The following is a 15,656-nucleotide window of genomic DNA, read 5'->3' on the forward strand; positions in this document are numbered from 1 at the left end:
CCCCTCAGTTCCCTGGGCCTCTCGAGAGGCTCGAATCCCAGACGACCCAACATCGACTCGAGCCCTTCGACGGGTTCAGGGAGCACCCCCTCAGCTCCCTGAGCCTCTCGAGGGGCTCGAGTCGTTTTGCGGGGTCGCCGGGTGGTCGGGTCGTCGGGCCGGGCGGGCCGTGGTTCGGGACGCGCCGCTAGTTGAGGGCAGCGAGGCGGTAGCCGACGCCGCGAACGGTCTCGATGAAGCGGGGTGCGGCGATGTTGTCGCCGAGCTTGCGGCGCAGATTGGCCATGTGCACCTCGACGGCGCGCTTGTCGGCATCGTTCACGTAGTACGTCGTGACGTAGTCCTCGCCGCGGAGGCGCAGCGCGAGGTCGGCCTTCGAACGCACGCGGCGGCGCGAATCCATGAGCGCGGCGACCAGGTCGAACTCGCTCCGCGTCAGTTCGAGCTCGACGCCGTCGACCTCGGCGATCCGCATCTCGGCGTTGACGCGGAGGCCGTTGTGCTCGAGCCAACCCTCGTCGGGCGAGTCGCTCGACGACGCAACGGGTGCCGGCGCGGAAGGTGCGTCGGCCGGGGGAGCGACCGCTGGTACCCGCGCCGAGACGGCGGGCGCGACGGCGTCCATGGTCGCGCTCCAGACGGGGGCGGCGACGGGGCCGCTCGTGGCAGCGGGGTCAGCGACGGCCGGCTCGCCGCCGGCGAGCCGGGGTCGACGCAGCATCGCCTCGATGCGAGCGCGCAGTTCGCGCGGGCGGAAGGGCTTCGTGACGTAGTCGTCCGCCCCGGCCTCGAGTCCCTGGAGGGCGTCGATCTCCTCGTCACGAGCCGTGAGCATGACGATGTAGGTGCTGCTGAATGCGCGGATGCGCTTGGCCGCCTCGAACCCGTCGATGCCGGGAAGGCTCACGTCGAGGGTCGTCACGACGGGGGAGAACTGGCGCACCGCTGCCACACCGTCGATCCCGTTGTCAGCCGACACCGTCTCGAATCCCGCTTGAGAGAGTACGGTCTCGAGGAGTCCCCGGATGTCGGGGTCGTCTTCGATGATTACGGCGAGGCGCCGTTCGCCAGTGTCATCCATCGGGCCGATCGTAGCAACTCGCGGACGCTTCGGATGCCCCCCTCGGCCGGGGCGCCGTCGGCGTGGCGCGCTGTTCGGCAGGACCGAGGATCACCAGCCGGCGTTGCGCGCGAGTTCCGCGAGACCCGCCGGCCACCACTCGCCCGCCGCGGGTCCGCCGTTGCAGGAACCGTCGCTCTCGCCTGGCGCCTTGATCCAGAGGTTCGCGTCCATCGCGCCGCTCGTCGGTTCGGTGAGGGGCGTGGCGCCGAGCGCCCGGCCGGACGGGTTGCACCAGTCGGCGTTCGAGCCGGCTCCGTTGCGGGAGGTGTCGATGACGTAGTGCGCTCCGCCGAGGAGGCCGCTGAGCTCCTCCGCGTAATCGCGTTCGTCTGCGGTGGGGTTGAAGTTCGAGACGTTCGTCGAGAAGCCCCTGATCCCGTCGACGCCGACCCTTTCGAGGAGATCCGCCATGTCGTCGACGCTCCGCCAGTTCGAGTGTCCGCCGTCGACGTAGACCCACGCGTCGGTCCCGGCGAGGGTCGACACCGCGTCGCGGACGAGCGCGACCTGTTCGTCCTCGTCCTCGCACTCGATCGCGAGTGAGAGCGAGTCCGGCTCGACGATGACGACGCTGTGTTGCTCACCCAGTGAGTCGGCGATCTCCGCGACCCACTCCGGGTAGGCGGAGGGGGAGAGCCCTCCGGCGGAGAAGTTTCCGCAGTCGCGGTTGGGGATGCCGTAGACGACGAAGACGGGCACCGACCCGGTCCGTGCGGCGTCGGACACGATGGAACGTACGTAGCCGCCGACCTCACCGGGACCCTGCTCCTCCGGCGTGAGCCAGATCCCGGTCGGCGTCGTGGCGACGCGTTCGACGACGGCGTCGCCCTCGCCGGCCGCGACAGCGGTCGCCGCCGATCCGGCGGGATCGACGTAGATGCGCTGGGCGTCGAACGGTCCGCTCATCTGTGCGTTCACGAGGAAGACGAATCCGGCCGCGACGACGAGCACCGGTACGAAGACGCTCGCGAACACGAGCGCAGTACGCCCTCGGACTTCACCCACGATCCTCCCCCACCGGCCGCCTCTTCGACAGTGTATTGCCCCATCCGGCCGCTGGAGTCCGCCCGACGCGTCCTGCCTGCCGCGGTGGTGCGGCGACGGCTGCCCGGCCGGGTTCGATGCTCGTCCGCGCCACCTAAACTAGAGGTCATGACGTCTCCTGAACCGGTGGATGTCGTCCTCATCGGTGGCGGCATCATGAGCGCGACACTCGCTTCCCTCATTACCGAGCTCGAGCCCGACTGGACCGTCGAGATCTTCGAGCGCCTTGGCGATGTCGCCCAGGAGAGCTCGAACCCGTGGAACAACGCGGGGACGGGTCACGCGGCGCTGTGCGAGCTCAACTACATGCCGGAGGGCAAGGACGGCTCCGTGGACCCGTCGAAGGCGATCGGCATCAACGAGCAGTTCCAGCAGAGCCGGCAGTACTGGAGCCACCTCGTGGAGAAGGGCGCCATCTCGCAGCCGTCGAGCTTCATCAACGCGGTCCCGCACATGACCTTCGTGACGGGTGAGCACGACGTGACCTACTTGCGGAACCGCTACGACGCGCTCAAGGACCAGCCGCTCTTCGCCGGTATCGAGTTCTCGGACGACAGCCGTCGCATCGCGAAGTGGGCCCCTCTGCTCATGGCCGGTCGGCGCTCGGGCGTGCCCTTCGCCGCGACGCGGGTCGAGGCGGGGACGGACGTCGACTTCGGCGCCCTCACGCGCCAGCTCTTCGCGTCGGCGATCGACAACGGCGCGAAGCTCCGCCTCAATCACGAGGTGCGCACGCTCAAGAAGAACCGCGACGGCACGTGGCACATCGGATTCCGACGCACCGTGGGGCGCGCCCCCGGTGCCGTGGACGCGCGCTTCGTGTTCGTCGGAGCCGGTGGCTGGGCCCTCAAGCTTCTGCAGAAGGCCGGCATCCCCGAGATCGACGGCTACGGCGTCTTCCCGATCTCCGGTCAGTTCCTGCGTACCGACGACCCCGCGATCGTCGCGAAGCACCAGGCGAAGGTCTACAGCCAGGCAGCGGTGGGCGCTCCGCCCATGTCCGTTCCCCACCTCGACACGCGCGTCGTCGACGGCAAGCCGAGCCTGCTCTTCGGGCCGTACGCCGGATTCAGCCCCAAGTTCCTCAAGAACGGCTCCATCCTGGACATCGTGACCCAGGTGCGCCCGAAGAACCTCGGCCCCATGCTGTCGGTCGCCCGCGACAACCCGAGCCTGCTCACCTACCTCATCGGCGAGTTGCTCGCGTCGCGGAAGAAGAAGGTCGCGGCCCTGCGGGCGTTCATGCCGACGGCCGACGGATCCGACTGGGAGCTCATCACCGCGGGTCAGCGCGCGCAGGTGATGAAGAAGGACCCGAAGAAGGGCGGAGTCCTGCAATTCGGCACCGAGGTGATCGCCGCGGGCGACGGCACGATCGCCGGTCTCCTCGGGGCGTCACCGGGGGCCTCGACGGCCGTGCCGATCATGCTCGACGTCCTGCGCACGTGCTTCCCCGGCAAGGCCGACGAGTGGGACGAGGCACTGCGCACGATGATCCCCACGGTCGGGACGACCCTCAACGACAAGCCGGAACTCGCCGACGAGGTCCTCACACGTACGGCTCGGGTACTGGGAATCGCTCGCTAGCCATGGCGAAGCTGTACTTCCGTTACGGAGCGATGAACTCGGGCAAGAGCACCGCTCTCCTCCAGGCGGCCTACAACTACGAGGAGCGGGGACAGCGGGTCCTGCTCACGAAGCCCGCTGTCGACACGAAGGGCGACCGGTCGATCCAATCGCGGCTCGGCGTCACGCGCGAGGTCGACTACGTCATCGAGCCGGCGGAGGACACGCTCGCGCAGTTCCGACGGCATCGCCAGGAATCGCTCGAACGCGACGGTGTCGACATCAGCTGTCTGCTCGTCGACGAAGCGCAGTTCCTCGAGGGGACGCAAGTCGACGGTCTGCTGCGCGTCGCGCTCCTCGAGGGCGTACCGGTGCTCGCGTACGGGATCCGCACGGATTTCCTCACCGAGGCGTTCCCGGGATCGAGGCGCCTCCTCGAGGTCGCTCACACGATCGAGGAGCTCAAGACGATCTGCCGCTGCGGCAGGAAGGCTCTCTTCAACGGACGTAAGGTCGGAGACCGGTTCGTCTTCGACGGCGATCAGGTCGCCATCGACGGTGAAGAGGTGACCTACGAGTCGCTGTGCGGCAATTGCTACCTCGAGGAGTCGGGCAACGTCATCGGTGCCCACCCCGCGCCCGCGGCCTGACGCGCTCCTCCAGCCACCGATCGGTGCGGCGGCGAGCCGCGGCTCGTGAGGCCAGCCGGAATGCCGTGACCACGAGTGCACCGATCGTCGCACCCACCGTGTTCGCGAGCACGTCGAGCGGGGTCGCGAAACGCTGCGGCAGCAGCATCGCCTGGCCGAACTCGATCGCGAGCGACAGGGCCAACCCGATGATCGGGGCGAGCCACCATTCCCAGCGGGGGAGCACGAGCGCGATGAGGGCGCCGAGCGGCACGAACATCACGATGTTGGCGCCGAATTCGAGGTGGGCGTAGTCGACCCAGCCGGGTGCCCCGGCTGCGGCGAGTCGGTCGAGTATCGACCCGAGCACGCTGCGCATCCCCCGGTCCACGGGGACGGGCCAGTAGCCGATCACGAAGACGACGGTGAGGGTGAGCGTCGCGAGGACGCGGATGGCGGTCGTCCGCCCGCTCACGTGACCTCGGGGCGCCGCCGCTCACGGCGGCGGACGATGAGGGACAGGGCGCCTCCGATGAGTGCTCCCGCGGTGTTGGCGACGAGGTCGGACGTCGTCGCGAAGCGTTCGGGCAGGAATGCGCCCTGCAGGAACTCGATGAGCAGCGTGAAGGCGAGTCCGAGCACGATCGCCCACGCCCACATCCACCGCGGCACGCTGAGCGCGAGGAAGAGGCCGAACGGGATGAACATCACGATGTTCGCGGTGAACTCGATCGCCTCGAAGGTGATCGCCTCAGGGAGTCCGGCGGCGTGCAGCGCCTCGACGATCGCCCGGGCGAGGGGAGTGCCGTCTCCGCCCCGGGGATCCGGCCACAGTGTCATGGCGAGGATCGCGAGCGTCGTGACGGCCAGGAGGATCGTCGGAAGTCGTCTCGCCATGCGCTCGATTATGGCAGTGTCTCGGGCGGCGAAAATCTCGGGTATCCTGGACGAGGCCTTCGGGCCATCGGGGTGTGGCGCAGCTTGGTAGCGCGCCTCGTTCGGGACGAGGAGGTCGCAGGTTCAAATCCTGTCACCCCGACCATCCGGGCCCGGATCCACGCGAGAGCGAGGATCCGGGCCTTCGTCGTTCCCTGTCTCTCCCACAGAGGAAAACCCCTGTGGGCACGTGTAATCGTGCCCACAGGGGATCTTCAGAGGAGGAGGGGAGGAGGGGCCGACTAGCGCTCGGAGGGGACGAGGGTCAGCAGGGTCGCCTCGGGGAGGCACGCGAAGCGGACGGGCGCATAGATCGAGGTCCCGAGCCCCGCCGAGACGTGCAGGAAGGCCGTCCGGTAGGCGTGACGCCACGTGCTGAGGCCCTTCACCTGACGGCGGGGGATGTCGCAATTGGTGACGAGGGCGCCGAAGAACGGCACGCACACCTGGCCGCCGTGCGTGTGACCCGCGAGGATGAGCTCCGCGCCGTGCGTGACGAAGGAAGCCAGCACGCGGCGATACGGCGCGTGCGCGACACCGATCGTCACCGTCGGCTCCGAACCGGCGCTGTCGTCGTCGAGCGACTCCTCGTCCTGCCGCGAGTCGATGAGACCCGTGAGCCGGTCGAGGCGGTCGCGCCCGATGTGCGGGTCGTCGACACCGAAGAAGTCGAGACGGGTGCCCTTGATGGTGAGCGAACCGACGTCGTTGTTGAGACCGGTCCAACCGAGGCCCTCGCGGAAGAACCGCTCGAGTCGCGCCGTGTCGAGATCGGCGGGGGTGTCCTTGACGCCCCCGGAGTGGCGGACGAGATACCGGAGCCAGTTCTTTCGAAGGGGCCCGTGGTAGTCGTTCGAGCCGTTGACGAAGACACCGGGGATGCCGGCGAAGTCCGCGAAGGCCGCCTCGATGCCGGGAATCGCGTCCTCGTGGCCGAGGTTGTCACCCGTGTCGACGACGAGGTCGGGTCGCAGCTGGGCGAGAGACCGCACCCAGGCCCGCTTGTCCCGTTGCCACGGCGCCATGTGCAGGTCGGAGAGGTGGAGCACCCGGATCGGCTCCGAGCCCGCCGGCAGGACAGGCACGGTCACTCGGCGGAGCGTGAACATCTTCCGCTCGACGAGCGAGCCCCACGCGAAGGCGAGCGCCCCCGCCAGCACTGTGGCGCCCAGCACGATGCCGGGCGCCACGACGCCGCGAGGAAGGCGCGAACTCAACCGCAACCGATCGACACGGTCGAGGCGGGCTCGCCGTCGGTGTTGCCACCGGGGTTCTGACTCGTCACGCGTGCGTCGTCCGCCGTGCACGAGCCGTCGACGGCCACCGCGAAACCGGCGCCTTCGAGCTCCTGTTTGGCGTCGCCCGGTTCATCACCGATGACGTCGGGCACCGCGACTCCCTGTCCGTTGCTGACGTAGAGCGTGATCGTGGAGCCGAGCGTCGCGCGCCCACCGCCGGCGGGGTCGGACCGCGCCACACGGCCGGCTTCGACGGACGAGGGGACCTCGCCGTCGGCGACGTTCACGTCGAAACCGGAGGCCTCGAGCTGCGCCGTCGCCTCTTGGACCGACATGCCGGAGACGTCCGAGATCGCTCGTGTCACGACCTTGGTGAGGTCGGGGTCCGGAGCCGGGAAGGCGTCGCCGCCGTACTTGTTGATCGCCGCGTCCATGATCGGACGTGAGATGGCGTGGCGGAGCTGTCCCCCGTTCGTCCCCTTGATGACCGTGCGGTTGAGTCTCGTGAACCCCTCGACGTTGCCGACCCACACGGCGGTCGTGACCTTCGTCGTGCTGTCGACGATCCAGGTGTGACGGTATTCGTCCGCGGTTCCCGTCTTGCCGAGGATCGGCGCCTCGTAAGGGTTCGACGCGGTTCCCGTTCCGCGGGTCATGACGCCCTGGAGCGCGTACGCGGCGGTCGCGGCGATGCCCTCGTCGATCGCCTGCGAGCACGTGCTCTCGGGCTTGGCGAGCTCGGTGCCCTCCGGGTCGACGATCTTGTCGATCGCGACGGGCGTGCACAGGACGCCGCCGTTCGCGATGGCCGCATAGGCCGTGGCCATCGTGAGCGGGGACACCTCGTTCGTTCCGAGGATCGACGAGTTGTTCGTCTGGAGGGGCTTCCCGTCCGCTCGGTGCGCACCGAGCGCCTCGGCGGTCTTGCTGATCTCGCAGAGGTCGAGTTGCGACGCCATCGCGGCGTACGCCGTGTTGACGGATCGCTCCGTCGCGGCCCGCACCGTCATGTTGCCACCCTTGTAGCCGCCTTCACCGGCGTTCTTCGGGTCCCACGTTCCACCGCCGAAGCCGCACGAGTCGTACATCTGGAACGACCGCTTGAGTCCGTTGACGCTCGCGTTGACGGAGTTGCCGTTCTCGAGCCAGTTGACGAGGGTGAAGAGCTTCCACGACGAGCCGGCCTGGAAGCCGGAGGATCCGCCGTAGTCCTTGTCGGTGTTGTAGTTCACCTGCGTGAAGTCGCCGCCCGTTTGGGAGGTGCTGAACTTCTTGCTCTGCGACATCGCGAGGATCCGGCCCGTGCCGGGCTGGACCGTGACGGCCGCGGCCGCGACGTTCATGCCGTCGATGGAGGTCGGCATCTTGCCGTAGATCGACTCCTCGGCGGCGTGCTGCACCGTCATGTCGAGGGTCGTGTAGATGTCGAGTCCGCCACGCTTCAGGAGGTTGAGGCGATCGGCGGGGTTCTCGCCGAAGGCCGGCGAGTTCTTGATCTCGTTGATCACGTAGTCGCAGAAGAACGCCGCTCCGCCGGAGGGCTCACAACCGGCCTGCGGTTCCGTGATCCGCGGCTCGATAGGGGCTTCCTTGGCCTCGTTGTACTGCTCGTCGGTGATCTTCCCGTACGTGTGCATCGCGGCGAGCGTGACGTTGCGGGCCGCGAGGGTCTCGGCGTAGCCATTCGCAGCGCCGTTCGTCTCGCTGTCGGGGCGGTCGATGCGCAACGTGTTCGGGTTCGTGACCATCGAGATGATCGTGGCCGCCTGCACGAGGTTTGCGTCCTTCGCCGAGACGCCGAAGTAGTACTGCGACGCCGATTCGACGCCGTAGGTCACTCCGCCGAAGTGGGCGATGTTGAGGTACCCGCGGAGGATCTCGTCCTTCGAGTACTTCTTCTCGAGGCCGATCGCGTACCGCATCTCCTTGAGCTTGCGGGCCATGCCGTCTGAGCCGTCGGCGGTCGTGTACGCGGTCGCGCACTTCTCGCCCTCCTCCACCGACTCGGCGTCGCTCACGCAGCGCTGGACGAGAGTGTTCTTGACGTACTGCTGGGTGATCGACGACCCACCCTGGACGTTCTGCCCGAGCGCGTTCGAGACCACGGCGCGGCTCGTACCGATGATGTCGACACCACCATGCTCGTAGTACCGGTTGTCCTCCTTGGCCACCGCGGCGTCCTTGAAGAACTGCGAGATCTGATCCCACTGCACTTCCTGCCGGTTCTGGTCGTAGAACTGGGCGAGTTGGACAGGGGTCTTGCCGTCGGTGTCGTAGACGTACACCGTCGACTTCTCCATGAGCGGCGTGATCTCGAGGAAGTCGGGCAGGGAGTTGAACACCTTGATGGTGTTGCTCGCTCCCATGCCGGAGATGGCGAGGGCCGGGGTCACGGCGGCGGTGACGAGGATACCGGCCGCGGCGCTGAGGCCGACCAGGCCGAGGAGACCCCCGAGCACACCTCTAGCCGTACGTTTTTGATGAGGCATAGGATCGATGGTAAGCGACGATTCTGGAAATGCGCCCTATCACGCGCGCAGACGGGCGCCCGGTAGCGGCACGCGATCGGGGGTGTCGTACCTCGTCAAAGACCCGCACACCCCATCTCGAAGGAGTCTCCATGACGCGCTGGGAGTACATCACCACGCCGCTTCTGATCCACAACACCACCGCGATCCTCAACAACTGGGGGAGCGACGGGTGGGAGCTCGTACAGATCGTGAACGGCCCGGAGGGCGGCCTCGTCGCCTACTTCAAGCGCCCGGTGGTGAGCGCCTGATGGGAGCCGTGACCGATCGGCTCGCCGAACTCGGCGTGGAACTGCCGGAGGTCGTGCCGCCGCTCGCCGCCTACGTCCCCGCCGTGGTGAACGGCAATCTGGTCTTCACGTCGGGTCAGCTCCCGATGTCGGGAGGCCAGCTGCCCGCGACCGGCAAGGTCGGCGAGGGCGACGGGCTCGTCTCCGCCGACGACGCGAAGACCTACGCCCGCACGTGCGCGCTCAACGCGCTCGCCGCTGCGCGCTCCGTGATCGGTTCGCTCGATCGCGTGACGGCCGTCGTGAAGGTCACGGGCTTCGTGGCGTCCGATCCATCGTTCACGGCTCAAGCGGCCGTCATCAACGGCGCGAGCGAGTTCCTCGGCGAGGTCTTCGGCGACGCCGGGGTGCACGCTCGATCGGCGGTCGGCGTGGCTGTGCTGCCGCTCGACTCGCCCGTCGAGGTCGAGGTCATCCTCGCGTTCGCCTGATCAGCAGCGACGACACGACGGCGGGCTCCCGGATCGGGAGCCCGCCGTCGTCGTCTGAGGACGCGTGCCGGTCAGCGCACCACCTTGTCGCCGATGATCCTCATGACCTGCGTGTCCGCGAGCGTCGTCGTGTCGCCGATCTCCCGGCCCTCGGCGAGATCGCGCAGGAGACGCCGCATGATCTTCCCCGAGCGGGTCTTCGGCAGCTCCGCGACGACGTAGATGTCACGGGGACGCGCGATCGCGCCGATCTGCTTCGCGACGTGCGAGCGGAGTTCGGCCGCGACGTCGGTCGCCTCGGCGTCGGCCTTCTGGCTCTCCTTGATGATGACGAAGGCGACGACGGCCTGCCCCGTCGTGTCGTCGGAGGCGCCCACGACGGCCGCTTCCGCTGTGAAGTGGTGGGCGACGAGCGCCGACTCGATCTCCGCGGTCGAGAGGCGGTGCCCTGAGACGTTCATGACGTCGTCCACACGACCCAGCAGCCAGATGTCGCCGTCCTCGTCGATTCGAGCGCCGTCGCCTGCGAAGTACCGATCACCGAACGTCGACCAGTAGGTCTCTCGGAAACGCTCCTCGTCGCCCCAGATGCCGCGGAGCATCGACGGCCACGGTTCCGTCACGACGAGGAGTCCATCGCCCTGGCCGACGGACGTGCCCGCGTCATCGACGACATCGACCGAGATGCCCGGGAGGGGGACCTGAGCGCTGCCCGGCTTCGCCTCCGTCACGCCCGGCAGGGCCGAGATCATGATGGCGCCCGTCTCGGTCTGCCACCACGTGTCGACGATCGGCGTCCTGTCCGCGCCGATGACGTGCCGGTACCAGAGCCATGCCTCAGGGTTGATCGGCTCGCCGACGGATCCGAGCAGCCGGAGGCTCGACAGGTCGAAGCGCTCCGGAATCTGCCGACCCAGCTTCATGAAGGACCGGATGGCCGTGGGTGCCGTGTAGAGGATCGTCACGCGGTACTTCTCGATGATCTCCCACCAGCGCCCGGAGTGCGGGGTGTCCGGAGTGCCCTCGTAGAGGACCTGCGTCGCACCATTTGCAAGCGGCCCGTACGCGACGTAACTGTGACCCGTGACCCACCCGACGTCGGCCGTGCACCAGTAGACGTCCGACTCGGGGCGCAGGTCGAAGACGTTGCGGTGAGTGAACGCGACTTGCGTGAGGTACCCGCCCGAGGTGTGCAGGATGCCCTTCGGCTTCCCCGTCGTCCCCGACGTGTAGAGGATGAAGAGCGGGTTCTCGGCGGGGAAGGCCAGCGGCTGGTGCTCCGGCTCGGCGGCCGCCATGGCGTCGTGCCACCAGATGTCGCGACCCTCGACCCAGCCGACCTCGTTCTCTCCGCGGCGCACGACGAGCACGTTCGTGACGGTGTCTTGCGCCGGTAGGTCTCCGCGCGGCTCGAGCGCCGCGTCGACCGCGGGCTTGAGCGCGGAGACCTTGCCCTTGCGCCACCCGCCGTCGGCCGTGATGACGAGCTTCGCGCCCGCGTCGTCGATTCGGGCGCGCAGGCTGTCGGCGCTGAAGCCGCCGAAGACGACGGAGTGCGCGGCGCCCAATCGTGCGACAGCGAGCATCGCGACGATCGCCTCGGGGATCATCGGCAGGTAGATCGCGACGCGATCACCCGCCTCAACACCGAGCTCGGTCAGGACGTTGGCGGCTCGCTTCACGTCGGCCGTGAGCTCCGCATACGTGATGGCGCGAGAGTCGCCCGGCTCGCCCTCCCAGTAGAGGGCGATGCGCTCGCCGTTGCCTGACTCCACGTGGCGGTCGAGACAGTTGTAGGCGACGTTGAGCTCACCGTCGTCGAACCATTTCGCGACCGGAGGGTTCGTCCAATCGAGGGTGCGCGAGAAGGGCGTGTGCCAGTGCAGCAGTTCGCGCGCCTGATCCGCCCAGAACCCCACGCGGTCGGTCGATGCCGCGGCGTACAGATCGGGTCCGGCGACTGCCGCGTCTCGGAACTCGGGGGACGGGGGGAAGACGTGCTTCTCGTGCGGCGTCTGCTCGACCTGTGAATCCATGAACCGCTCGCTCCTTCGCGTGCTCTGCCGGTGCGTTCGGGCGTGCCCGAGCTCGCCCGTACGCGGACGATGAATCGACGATATCGCGGTCGGTTGACACGGACACCCTCCGAAAGGAGGGATCGGGCCGGGCCGATGCGGACACTGGGATATCAGTTGGGGCCGCCCGCCGAGATCATTGGCGAAAAACGGATGCGGGGCGTACGATTGGATTCGGCCGAATGCAAATTCTGGCGTGCAGCGCGCGTGATTCCCCCGATCCAGCGTTGCGTGAGGCGGCATCCATTCCCCCCAATGGATGCCGCCCTTTTTTGTGCCGCCGGTGGTCGTCTTTGTGCCGCCGGCCGTCGTCGTCCGGTCGGCGCCGGTGACCGTCGTGCCGCCGGTCGTGGGGACCGTGGCGGACGACCGCCGTCCACAGGACCCGTCGGACCGGCCCTGTCCGCGGGCCTCATCCGGCCCTGCTGCTGCGAGGAGACGGAGCTGTAGCGTCCTCGCATGATGGACCGATTCGTCGCCGTGCCCTCCTTCCGCAATCGCGAGGCCCCGCGCTCCACCTCGTCCGCCGGGTCATCGGTCGAACGCCTCGCGCTCGCGGCCGAGTTCGGCCCGCTCGCACGTCTCGTCGCGGACCCCGACGCGACGGACATCTTCGTGAACGGCGGGCGCGACGTCTGGGTCGACCGAGGAGGAGGGCTGGACCGAGCCGACGTTCCAACCCTCGACGCCGGCGAGACGCGCGAGCTCGCGGTCCGGCTCGTCTCCCTCGGTGGCCGGCACGTCGACGAGGCGACGCCGTGCGTCGACGTCCGTCTCGCCGGAGGAGTCCGCGTCCACGTGGTGCTCCCGCCGATCGCATCGTCGGGAACGGTGGTGTCCGTCCGGCTCCCGCCGGAACGGCGACTCGGCCTCGAGGATCTTGCGGCGTCCGGCATGTTCGGGGGCGAATCCGCGCGCGTCGATCGGCTCGTCCGAACCGTCGGGGCGCGGACCAACCTGCTCGTCACGGGAGCGGGAGGGAGCGGGAAGACGACTCTCCTCGGGGCGCTGCTGGGTGCCGCCCCTCCGCACGAACGCATCGTCACGATCGAGGACGTCGCCGAACTGCGGATCGACCATCCGCACGTGGTCGGTCTGCAGTCGCGGCAAGCGAACGTCGAAGGGGCCGGCGATCTCGGTCTGGAACGGCTCGTGCGGGAGTCCTTGCGGATGCGGCCCGATCGGCTCGTCCTCGGGGAGTGCCGCGGAGCCGAGGTGCGCGAACTGCTCGCCGCCCTCAACACCGGTCACGACGGAGGAGCCGGTACCCTGCACGCCAACTCCCTCGACGATGTCCCCGCCCGGCTCGAGGCCCTCGGCGCTCTCGCCGGGATGAGCCCCACCGCACTCGCCCGTCAGGCCGTGAGCGCGATCGGCCTCGTGCTCCATCTCGAACGGGAAGGGGGAGTCCGTCGACTCACCGAGGCGGGCCGCCTCGCACTCGGGTCAGATGGCCGACTCGTGATCGAGCGGACCGACTGGTGAGCCGGCCGCCGCGAGGATCGGTCCTCGATGCGCTCCGCAGCCGTGCCGCGCGACGGCGCCGGGGCGGCCTGGGCGCAGACGACACCGTCGACGATGCCGCCGGCGTGAGCGAGCGGCTCGCGGTTCTCCTCGCGGCCGGGGTCTCCCCGTCTTCGGTCTGGGGGTACCTGCTCGATGAGACGGAATCGACAGCCGCACACGACGGGCTGCTCGAGCGACGACTCCGGGGCGTCGACTCGGCGGCCCGTGCAGGGGACGACGTCGTGTCGGCCATCGTCACCGCCGTGCCGCGATCACCCGACGATGATGCCTGGCGTGCGGTCGCTGCGGCGTGGGTCGTGTCCACCGAGGCTGGAGCACCTCTCGCTCCCGCGCTCCGTGGCTTCGCCGGAGCTCTGCGCGAGATCGTCCAGTCGCGTCGTGAGGTCGAGGTGGCGCTCGCGGGACCCCTCGTGAGTTCGCGCATCGTCCTCGCACTGCCGCTCGTGGCGGTGGGGCTCGGAAGCGCGCTCGGGTTCGACGTGCTCGGTGTGCTCCTCGGCAGCGTCCCCGGATTCGTGTGCCTCGCCGTGGGCGGCGCGCTCGCGGCGATCGCCGTCTGGTGGGTGCGGCGACTCACCGCTGGAGCGCGACGGGCGGACACGTCGCCGGGGCTCGAGGCCGATCTCGTCGCCATCGCGATGGCCGGCGGGCTGTCGGCGGGCCGGGCGGTCGCTCTCGTCGATGACGCGCTCGTCCGCGTGGGGTTGCGCGCCGGTGACGCAAACGCCATCGAGCGCATCCTCGCACTCTCGCGCCGGGCCGGTGTTCCGGCGGGCGACCTGCTGCGGAGCGAGGCGGAGGCCGAGCGCCGTCGAGCGCGGACGGAAGGCGCGCGGCGGGCCGCCCGGCTCGGATCCCTGCTCATGATCCCGCTCGGTGTGTGTGTCCTTCCCGCCTTCATGGTCCTCGGTATCGCCCCGATGATCCTGAGCCTCCTGTCGTCCACCGGCCTCTCGTGGTGACGCCTGTCCGCGGCCGGACCGCTCCAGCCGTGATCGCACCGACCGACGAGCTTGACTGGCCGTCCGACCGTTCACCCAGGGAAGGAACCCGACATGACCCACCCCACCGCCGCACCTCGCACCGCGCTCCGCAGTCTCGCCCGACGACTCCACGACGACGAGGGTGCTGCGACCGCCGAGTACGCGATCACCACGATGGCCGCCGTGGCGTTCGCGGGTCTCCTCGTCGCGATCATGCGTTCCGACGAGGTCCGCGGCATCCTCACCGATCTCGTCCGTCGCGCACTCTCCTTCGAGGGATGACGGTCCGCGCCGAGAGGGGCAGCATCGCGGCGGAGTTCGCCGTGGTGCTGCCCGCGGTGCTGCTCGTCCTCGTGCTGTGCGTGGGCGCCGCATCGGTCTCCCTGCAGCGCATCGAGGTTCAATCCGCCGCTTCCGCCGCGTCCCGCATCCTCGCCCGCGGCGACGGGCTCGGCGCGGCCACCGGCGCGGTCGGCCGCTTGGCGCCCGGCGCTCGCCTCGCCGCGGCTCGCGATGGCGACTTCGTCTGCGCGACCGTCGCATCGACGGCCCGTTTCGTCGCGGCGCGAACGGCTGGTGTCCGCCTCACCGGGCGTGCATGCGCGCTGTCCGGGGACGAGGTCTCGTGATGAGCGGAACTCGGAGCGACCACGGTTCGGCCTCCGTGATGGCCATCGGCATCCTCGCCGTGGCCGTCATCGGCACCACGGCCGTCGGTGCGGTCGGTCTCGCGACGACTGCGCGCGTCGGGCTCGCGGGGGCAGCGGATGCAGCAGCGCTCGCCGGTGCGGACACTCTCGCGGGTTTCGCCTCGGGCGACCCGTGTCTCATCGCCGCGCAGGCGGCCGACCTCAACGCCGCCGATCTCGAGAGCTGCATCGTCTCGGGCTCGGATGTCGAGGTCGTGGTGGGCGGCGTCGTCCTCGGCGTCCCCGTGACGGCGCGCGCGAAGGCCGGGCCTCCACCCGAGGAGCCTCCGCCGTGACGGTCGGTTCCTGGTCGCGCGTCAGTCGAACGAGGTGGAGCGGTACCGGTATGCCACGGCACTCGGCCGGTCGGAGCCCTCTCGATCGAACTCCCTGTCGGAAGTGCACGTGTATATATAGGTCTTCTTCCCGTCGGTGGGAATTCCGATGCTCGGTTTCGGTTCTCCTGAATCAAGGAAGTCGACGGAGATCGTCTTCCCCTCGAGCGGACCGTCCGCGAGCTTCGCGGTATAGCGAGCGGCGACTGTTGTACTCATGCGACCCATTGTCCTCACCGGCTCCGGAGACGCAAGAGCCGGG

At 69.0% G+C, this 15,656-nt stretch carries 17 protein-coding genes and 1 tRNA gene; 10 read left to right on the forward strand and 8 right to left on the reverse strand.

The features are described 5' to 3' along the window. Positions 1–187: 187 nt before the first annotated feature. Positions 188–1,081: a response regulator transcription factor gene (locus ELQ90_RS14495; protein ID WP_128496016.1), complete on the reverse strand. Its 894-nt coding sequence runs from the start codon at positions 1,079–1,081 to the stop codon at positions 188–190. A gap of 90 nt (positions 1,082–1,171) precedes the next feature. Beyond that, on the reverse strand, positions 1,172–2,128 hold the full coding sequence (locus tag ELQ90_RS14500) for a glycoside hydrolase family 6 protein (RefSeq protein ID WP_128496017.1): 957 nt from the start codon (positions 2,126–2,128) through the stop codon (positions 1,172–1,174). A 147-nt stretch (positions 2,129–2,275) separates the two neighbouring features. Between ELQ90_RS14500 and ELQ90_RS14505 the strand changes: the two genes are divergently transcribed. After that, positions 2,276–3,754, forward strand: a complete 1,479-nt coding sequence (locus ELQ90_RS14505; RefSeq protein WP_128496018.1) for a malate:quinone oxidoreductase — start codon at positions 2,276–2,278, stop codon at positions 3,752–3,754. A gap of 2 nt (positions 3,755–3,756) precedes the next feature. After that, complete coding sequence (locus ELQ90_RS14510) at positions 3,757–4,383, forward strand: thymidine kinase (protein ID WP_128496019.1); 627 nt, start codon at positions 3,757–3,759, stop codon at positions 4,381–4,383. Here ELQ90_RS14510 and ELQ90_RS14515 read toward each other — a convergent pair. Beyond that, complete coding sequence (locus ELQ90_RS14515) at positions 4,352–4,837, reverse strand: VanZ family protein (RefSeq protein WP_128496020.1); 486 nt, start codon at positions 4,835–4,837, stop codon at positions 4,352–4,354. The two genes, ELQ90_RS14510 and ELQ90_RS14515, sit on opposite strands and share 32 nt — an antisense overlap. Continuing rightward, positions 4,834–5,259: a VanZ family protein gene (locus tag ELQ90_RS14520; RefSeq protein WP_128496021.1), complete on the reverse strand. Its 426-nt coding sequence runs from the start codon at positions 5,257–5,259 to the stop codon at positions 4,834–4,836. Before ELQ90_RS14520 ends, ELQ90_RS14515 begins: the two co-directional genes overlap by 4 nt. A 68-nt stretch (positions 5,260–5,327) precedes the next feature. On the opposite strand from ELQ90_RS14520, the gene ELQ90_RS14525 reads away from it, so the two are divergent. Then, positions 5,328–5,404: transfer RNA gene (locus ELQ90_RS14525), tRNA-Pro, on the forward strand. 136 nt (positions 5,405–5,540) lie between these two features. Here the strand turns inward: ELQ90_RS14525 and ELQ90_RS14530 are convergent. Together ELQ90_RS14530 and ELQ90_RS14535 are read right to left on the reverse strand one after the other, a co-directional pair. Continuing rightward, positions 5,541–6,515: a metallophosphoesterase gene (locus tag ELQ90_RS14530; protein ID WP_424980832.1), complete on the reverse strand. Its 975-nt coding sequence runs from the start codon at positions 6,513–6,515 to the stop codon at positions 5,541–5,543. Continuing rightward, positions 6,512–8,995 carry a transglycosylase domain-containing protein gene (locus ELQ90_RS14535; protein ID WP_166409095.1) on the reverse strand — a complete coding sequence of 828 codons (2,484 nt, stop codon included), beginning with the start codon at positions 8,993–8,995 and terminating at the stop codon, positions 6,512–6,514. The genes ELQ90_RS14530 and ELQ90_RS14535 overlap by 4 nt, the downstream gene beginning before the upstream one ends. A 161-nt stretch (positions 8,996–9,156) precedes the next feature. Between ELQ90_RS14535 and sp36 the strand changes: the two genes are divergently transcribed. Further along, complete coding sequence (gene sp36 / locus ELQ90_RS14540; protein ID WP_128496023.1) at positions 9,157–9,315, forward strand: Sp36 family protein; 159 nt, start codon at positions 9,157–9,159, stop codon at positions 9,313–9,315. After that, complete coding sequence (locus ELQ90_RS14545) at positions 9,315–9,785, forward strand: RidA family protein (protein WP_128496024.1); 471 nt, start codon at positions 9,315–9,317, stop codon at positions 9,783–9,785. Before sp36 ends, ELQ90_RS14545 begins: the two co-directional genes overlap by 1 nt. 71 nt (positions 9,786–9,856) lie before the next feature. Here the strand turns inward: ELQ90_RS14545 and acs are convergent, their stop codons facing one another. Beyond that, a complete protein-coding gene (gene acs / locus ELQ90_RS14550) occupies positions 9,857–11,821 on the reverse strand; it encodes an acetate--CoA ligase (RefSeq protein ID WP_128496025.1) in 1,965 nt (654 codons plus the stop codon). A 498-nt stretch (positions 11,822–12,319) separates the two neighbouring features. Here acs and ELQ90_RS14555 point away from each other — a divergent pair, with 498 nt between their 5' ends. The 5 genes from ELQ90_RS14555 (at position 12,320) to ELQ90_RS14575 (ending at position 15,355) form a co-directional block, all read left to right on the forward strand. After that, on the forward strand, positions 12,320–13,345 hold the full coding sequence (locus tag ELQ90_RS14555) for a TadA family conjugal transfer-associated ATPase (RefSeq protein WP_128496026.1): 1,026 nt from the start codon (positions 12,320–12,322) through the stop codon (positions 13,343–13,345). Continuing rightward, positions 13,342–14,349: a type II secretion system F family protein gene (locus tag ELQ90_RS14560; protein ID WP_166409097.1), complete on the forward strand. Its 1,008-nt coding sequence runs from the start codon at positions 13,342–13,344 to the stop codon at positions 14,347–14,349. Before ELQ90_RS14555 ends, ELQ90_RS14560 begins: the two co-directional genes overlap by 4 nt. Positions 14,350–14,442: 93 nt before the next feature. After that, positions 14,443–14,652 carry a DUF4244 domain-containing protein gene (locus tag ELQ90_RS14565; RefSeq protein WP_128496028.1) on the forward strand — a complete coding sequence of 70 codons (210 nt, stop codon included), beginning with the start codon at positions 14,443–14,445 and terminating at the stop codon, positions 14,650–14,652. After that, a complete protein-coding gene (locus ELQ90_RS14570; protein WP_128496029.1) occupies positions 14,649–14,999 on the forward strand; it encodes a TadE family type IV pilus minor pilin in 351 nt (116 codons plus the stop codon). Before ELQ90_RS14565 ends, ELQ90_RS14570 begins: the two co-directional genes overlap by 4 nt. Further along, complete coding sequence (locus ELQ90_RS14575) at positions 14,999–15,355, forward strand: Rv3654c family TadE-like protein (protein WP_128496030.1); 357 nt, start codon at positions 14,999–15,001, stop codon at positions 15,353–15,355. Before ELQ90_RS14570 ends, ELQ90_RS14575 begins: the two co-directional genes overlap by 1 nt. A gap of 21 nt (positions 15,356–15,376) precedes the next feature. Here ELQ90_RS14575 and ELQ90_RS14580 read toward each other — a convergent pair whose 3' ends face one another. Continuing rightward, the gene (locus ELQ90_RS14580) at positions 15,377–15,613 is read right to left on the reverse strand and encodes a hypothetical protein (protein WP_128496031.1); all 237 of its coding nucleotides are present in this window, start codon (positions 15,611–15,613) and stop codon (positions 15,377–15,379) included. Positions 15,614–15,656 lie beyond the last annotated feature (43 nt).

This window comes from Labedella phragmitis, assembly GCF_004078635.1.
In the GTDB taxonomy this organism is placed as follows: Bacteria; Actinomycetota; Actinomycetes; order Actinomycetales; family Microbacteriaceae; genus Labedella; species Labedella phragmitis.

Coding starts and splice junctions, on each gene's coding strand:
- ELQ90_RS14495 (WP_128496016.1), bottom strand. CDS start 1,081: ATGGATGACACTGGCGAACGGCGCCTCGCCGTAATCATCGAAGACGAC.
- acs (WP_128496025.1), bottom strand. CDS start 11,821: ATGGATTCACAGGTCGAGCAGACGCCGCACGAGAAGCACGTCTTCCCC.
- ELQ90_RS14555 (WP_128496026.1), top strand. CDS start 12,320: ATGATGGACCGATTCGTCGCCGTGCCCTCCTTCCGCAATCGCGAGGCC.
- sp36 (WP_128496023.1), top strand. CDS start 9,157: ATGACGCGCTGGGAGTACATCACCACGCCGCTTCTGATCCACAACACC.
- ELQ90_RS14510 (WP_128496019.1), top strand. CDS start 3,757: ATGGCGAAGCTGTACTTCCGTTACGGAGCGATGAACTCGGGCAAGAGC.
- ELQ90_RS14545 (WP_128496024.1), top strand. CDS start 9,315: ATGGGAGCCGTGACCGATCGGCTCGCCGAACTCGGCGTGGAACTGCCG.
- ELQ90_RS14505 (WP_128496018.1), top strand. CDS start 2,276: ATGACGTCTCCTGAACCGGTGGATGTCGTCCTCATCGGTGGCGGCATC.
- ELQ90_RS14575 (WP_128496030.1), top strand. CDS start 14,999: ATGAGCGGAACTCGGAGCGACCACGGTTCGGCCTCCGTGATGGCCATC.
- ELQ90_RS14570 (WP_128496029.1), top strand. CDS start 14,649: ATGACGGTCCGCGCCGAGAGGGGCAGCATCGCGGCGGAGTTCGCCGTG.
- ELQ90_RS14580 (WP_128496031.1), bottom strand. CDS start 15,613: ATGAGTACAACAGTCGCCGCTCGCTATACCGCGAAGCTCGCGGACGGT.
- ELQ90_RS14565 (WP_128496028.1), top strand. CDS start 14,443: ATGACCCACCCCACCGCCGCACCTCGCACCGCGCTCCGCAGTCTCGCC.
- ELQ90_RS14520 (WP_128496021.1), bottom strand. CDS start 5,259: ATGGCGAGACGACTTCCGACGATCCTCCTGGCCGTCACGACGCTCGCG.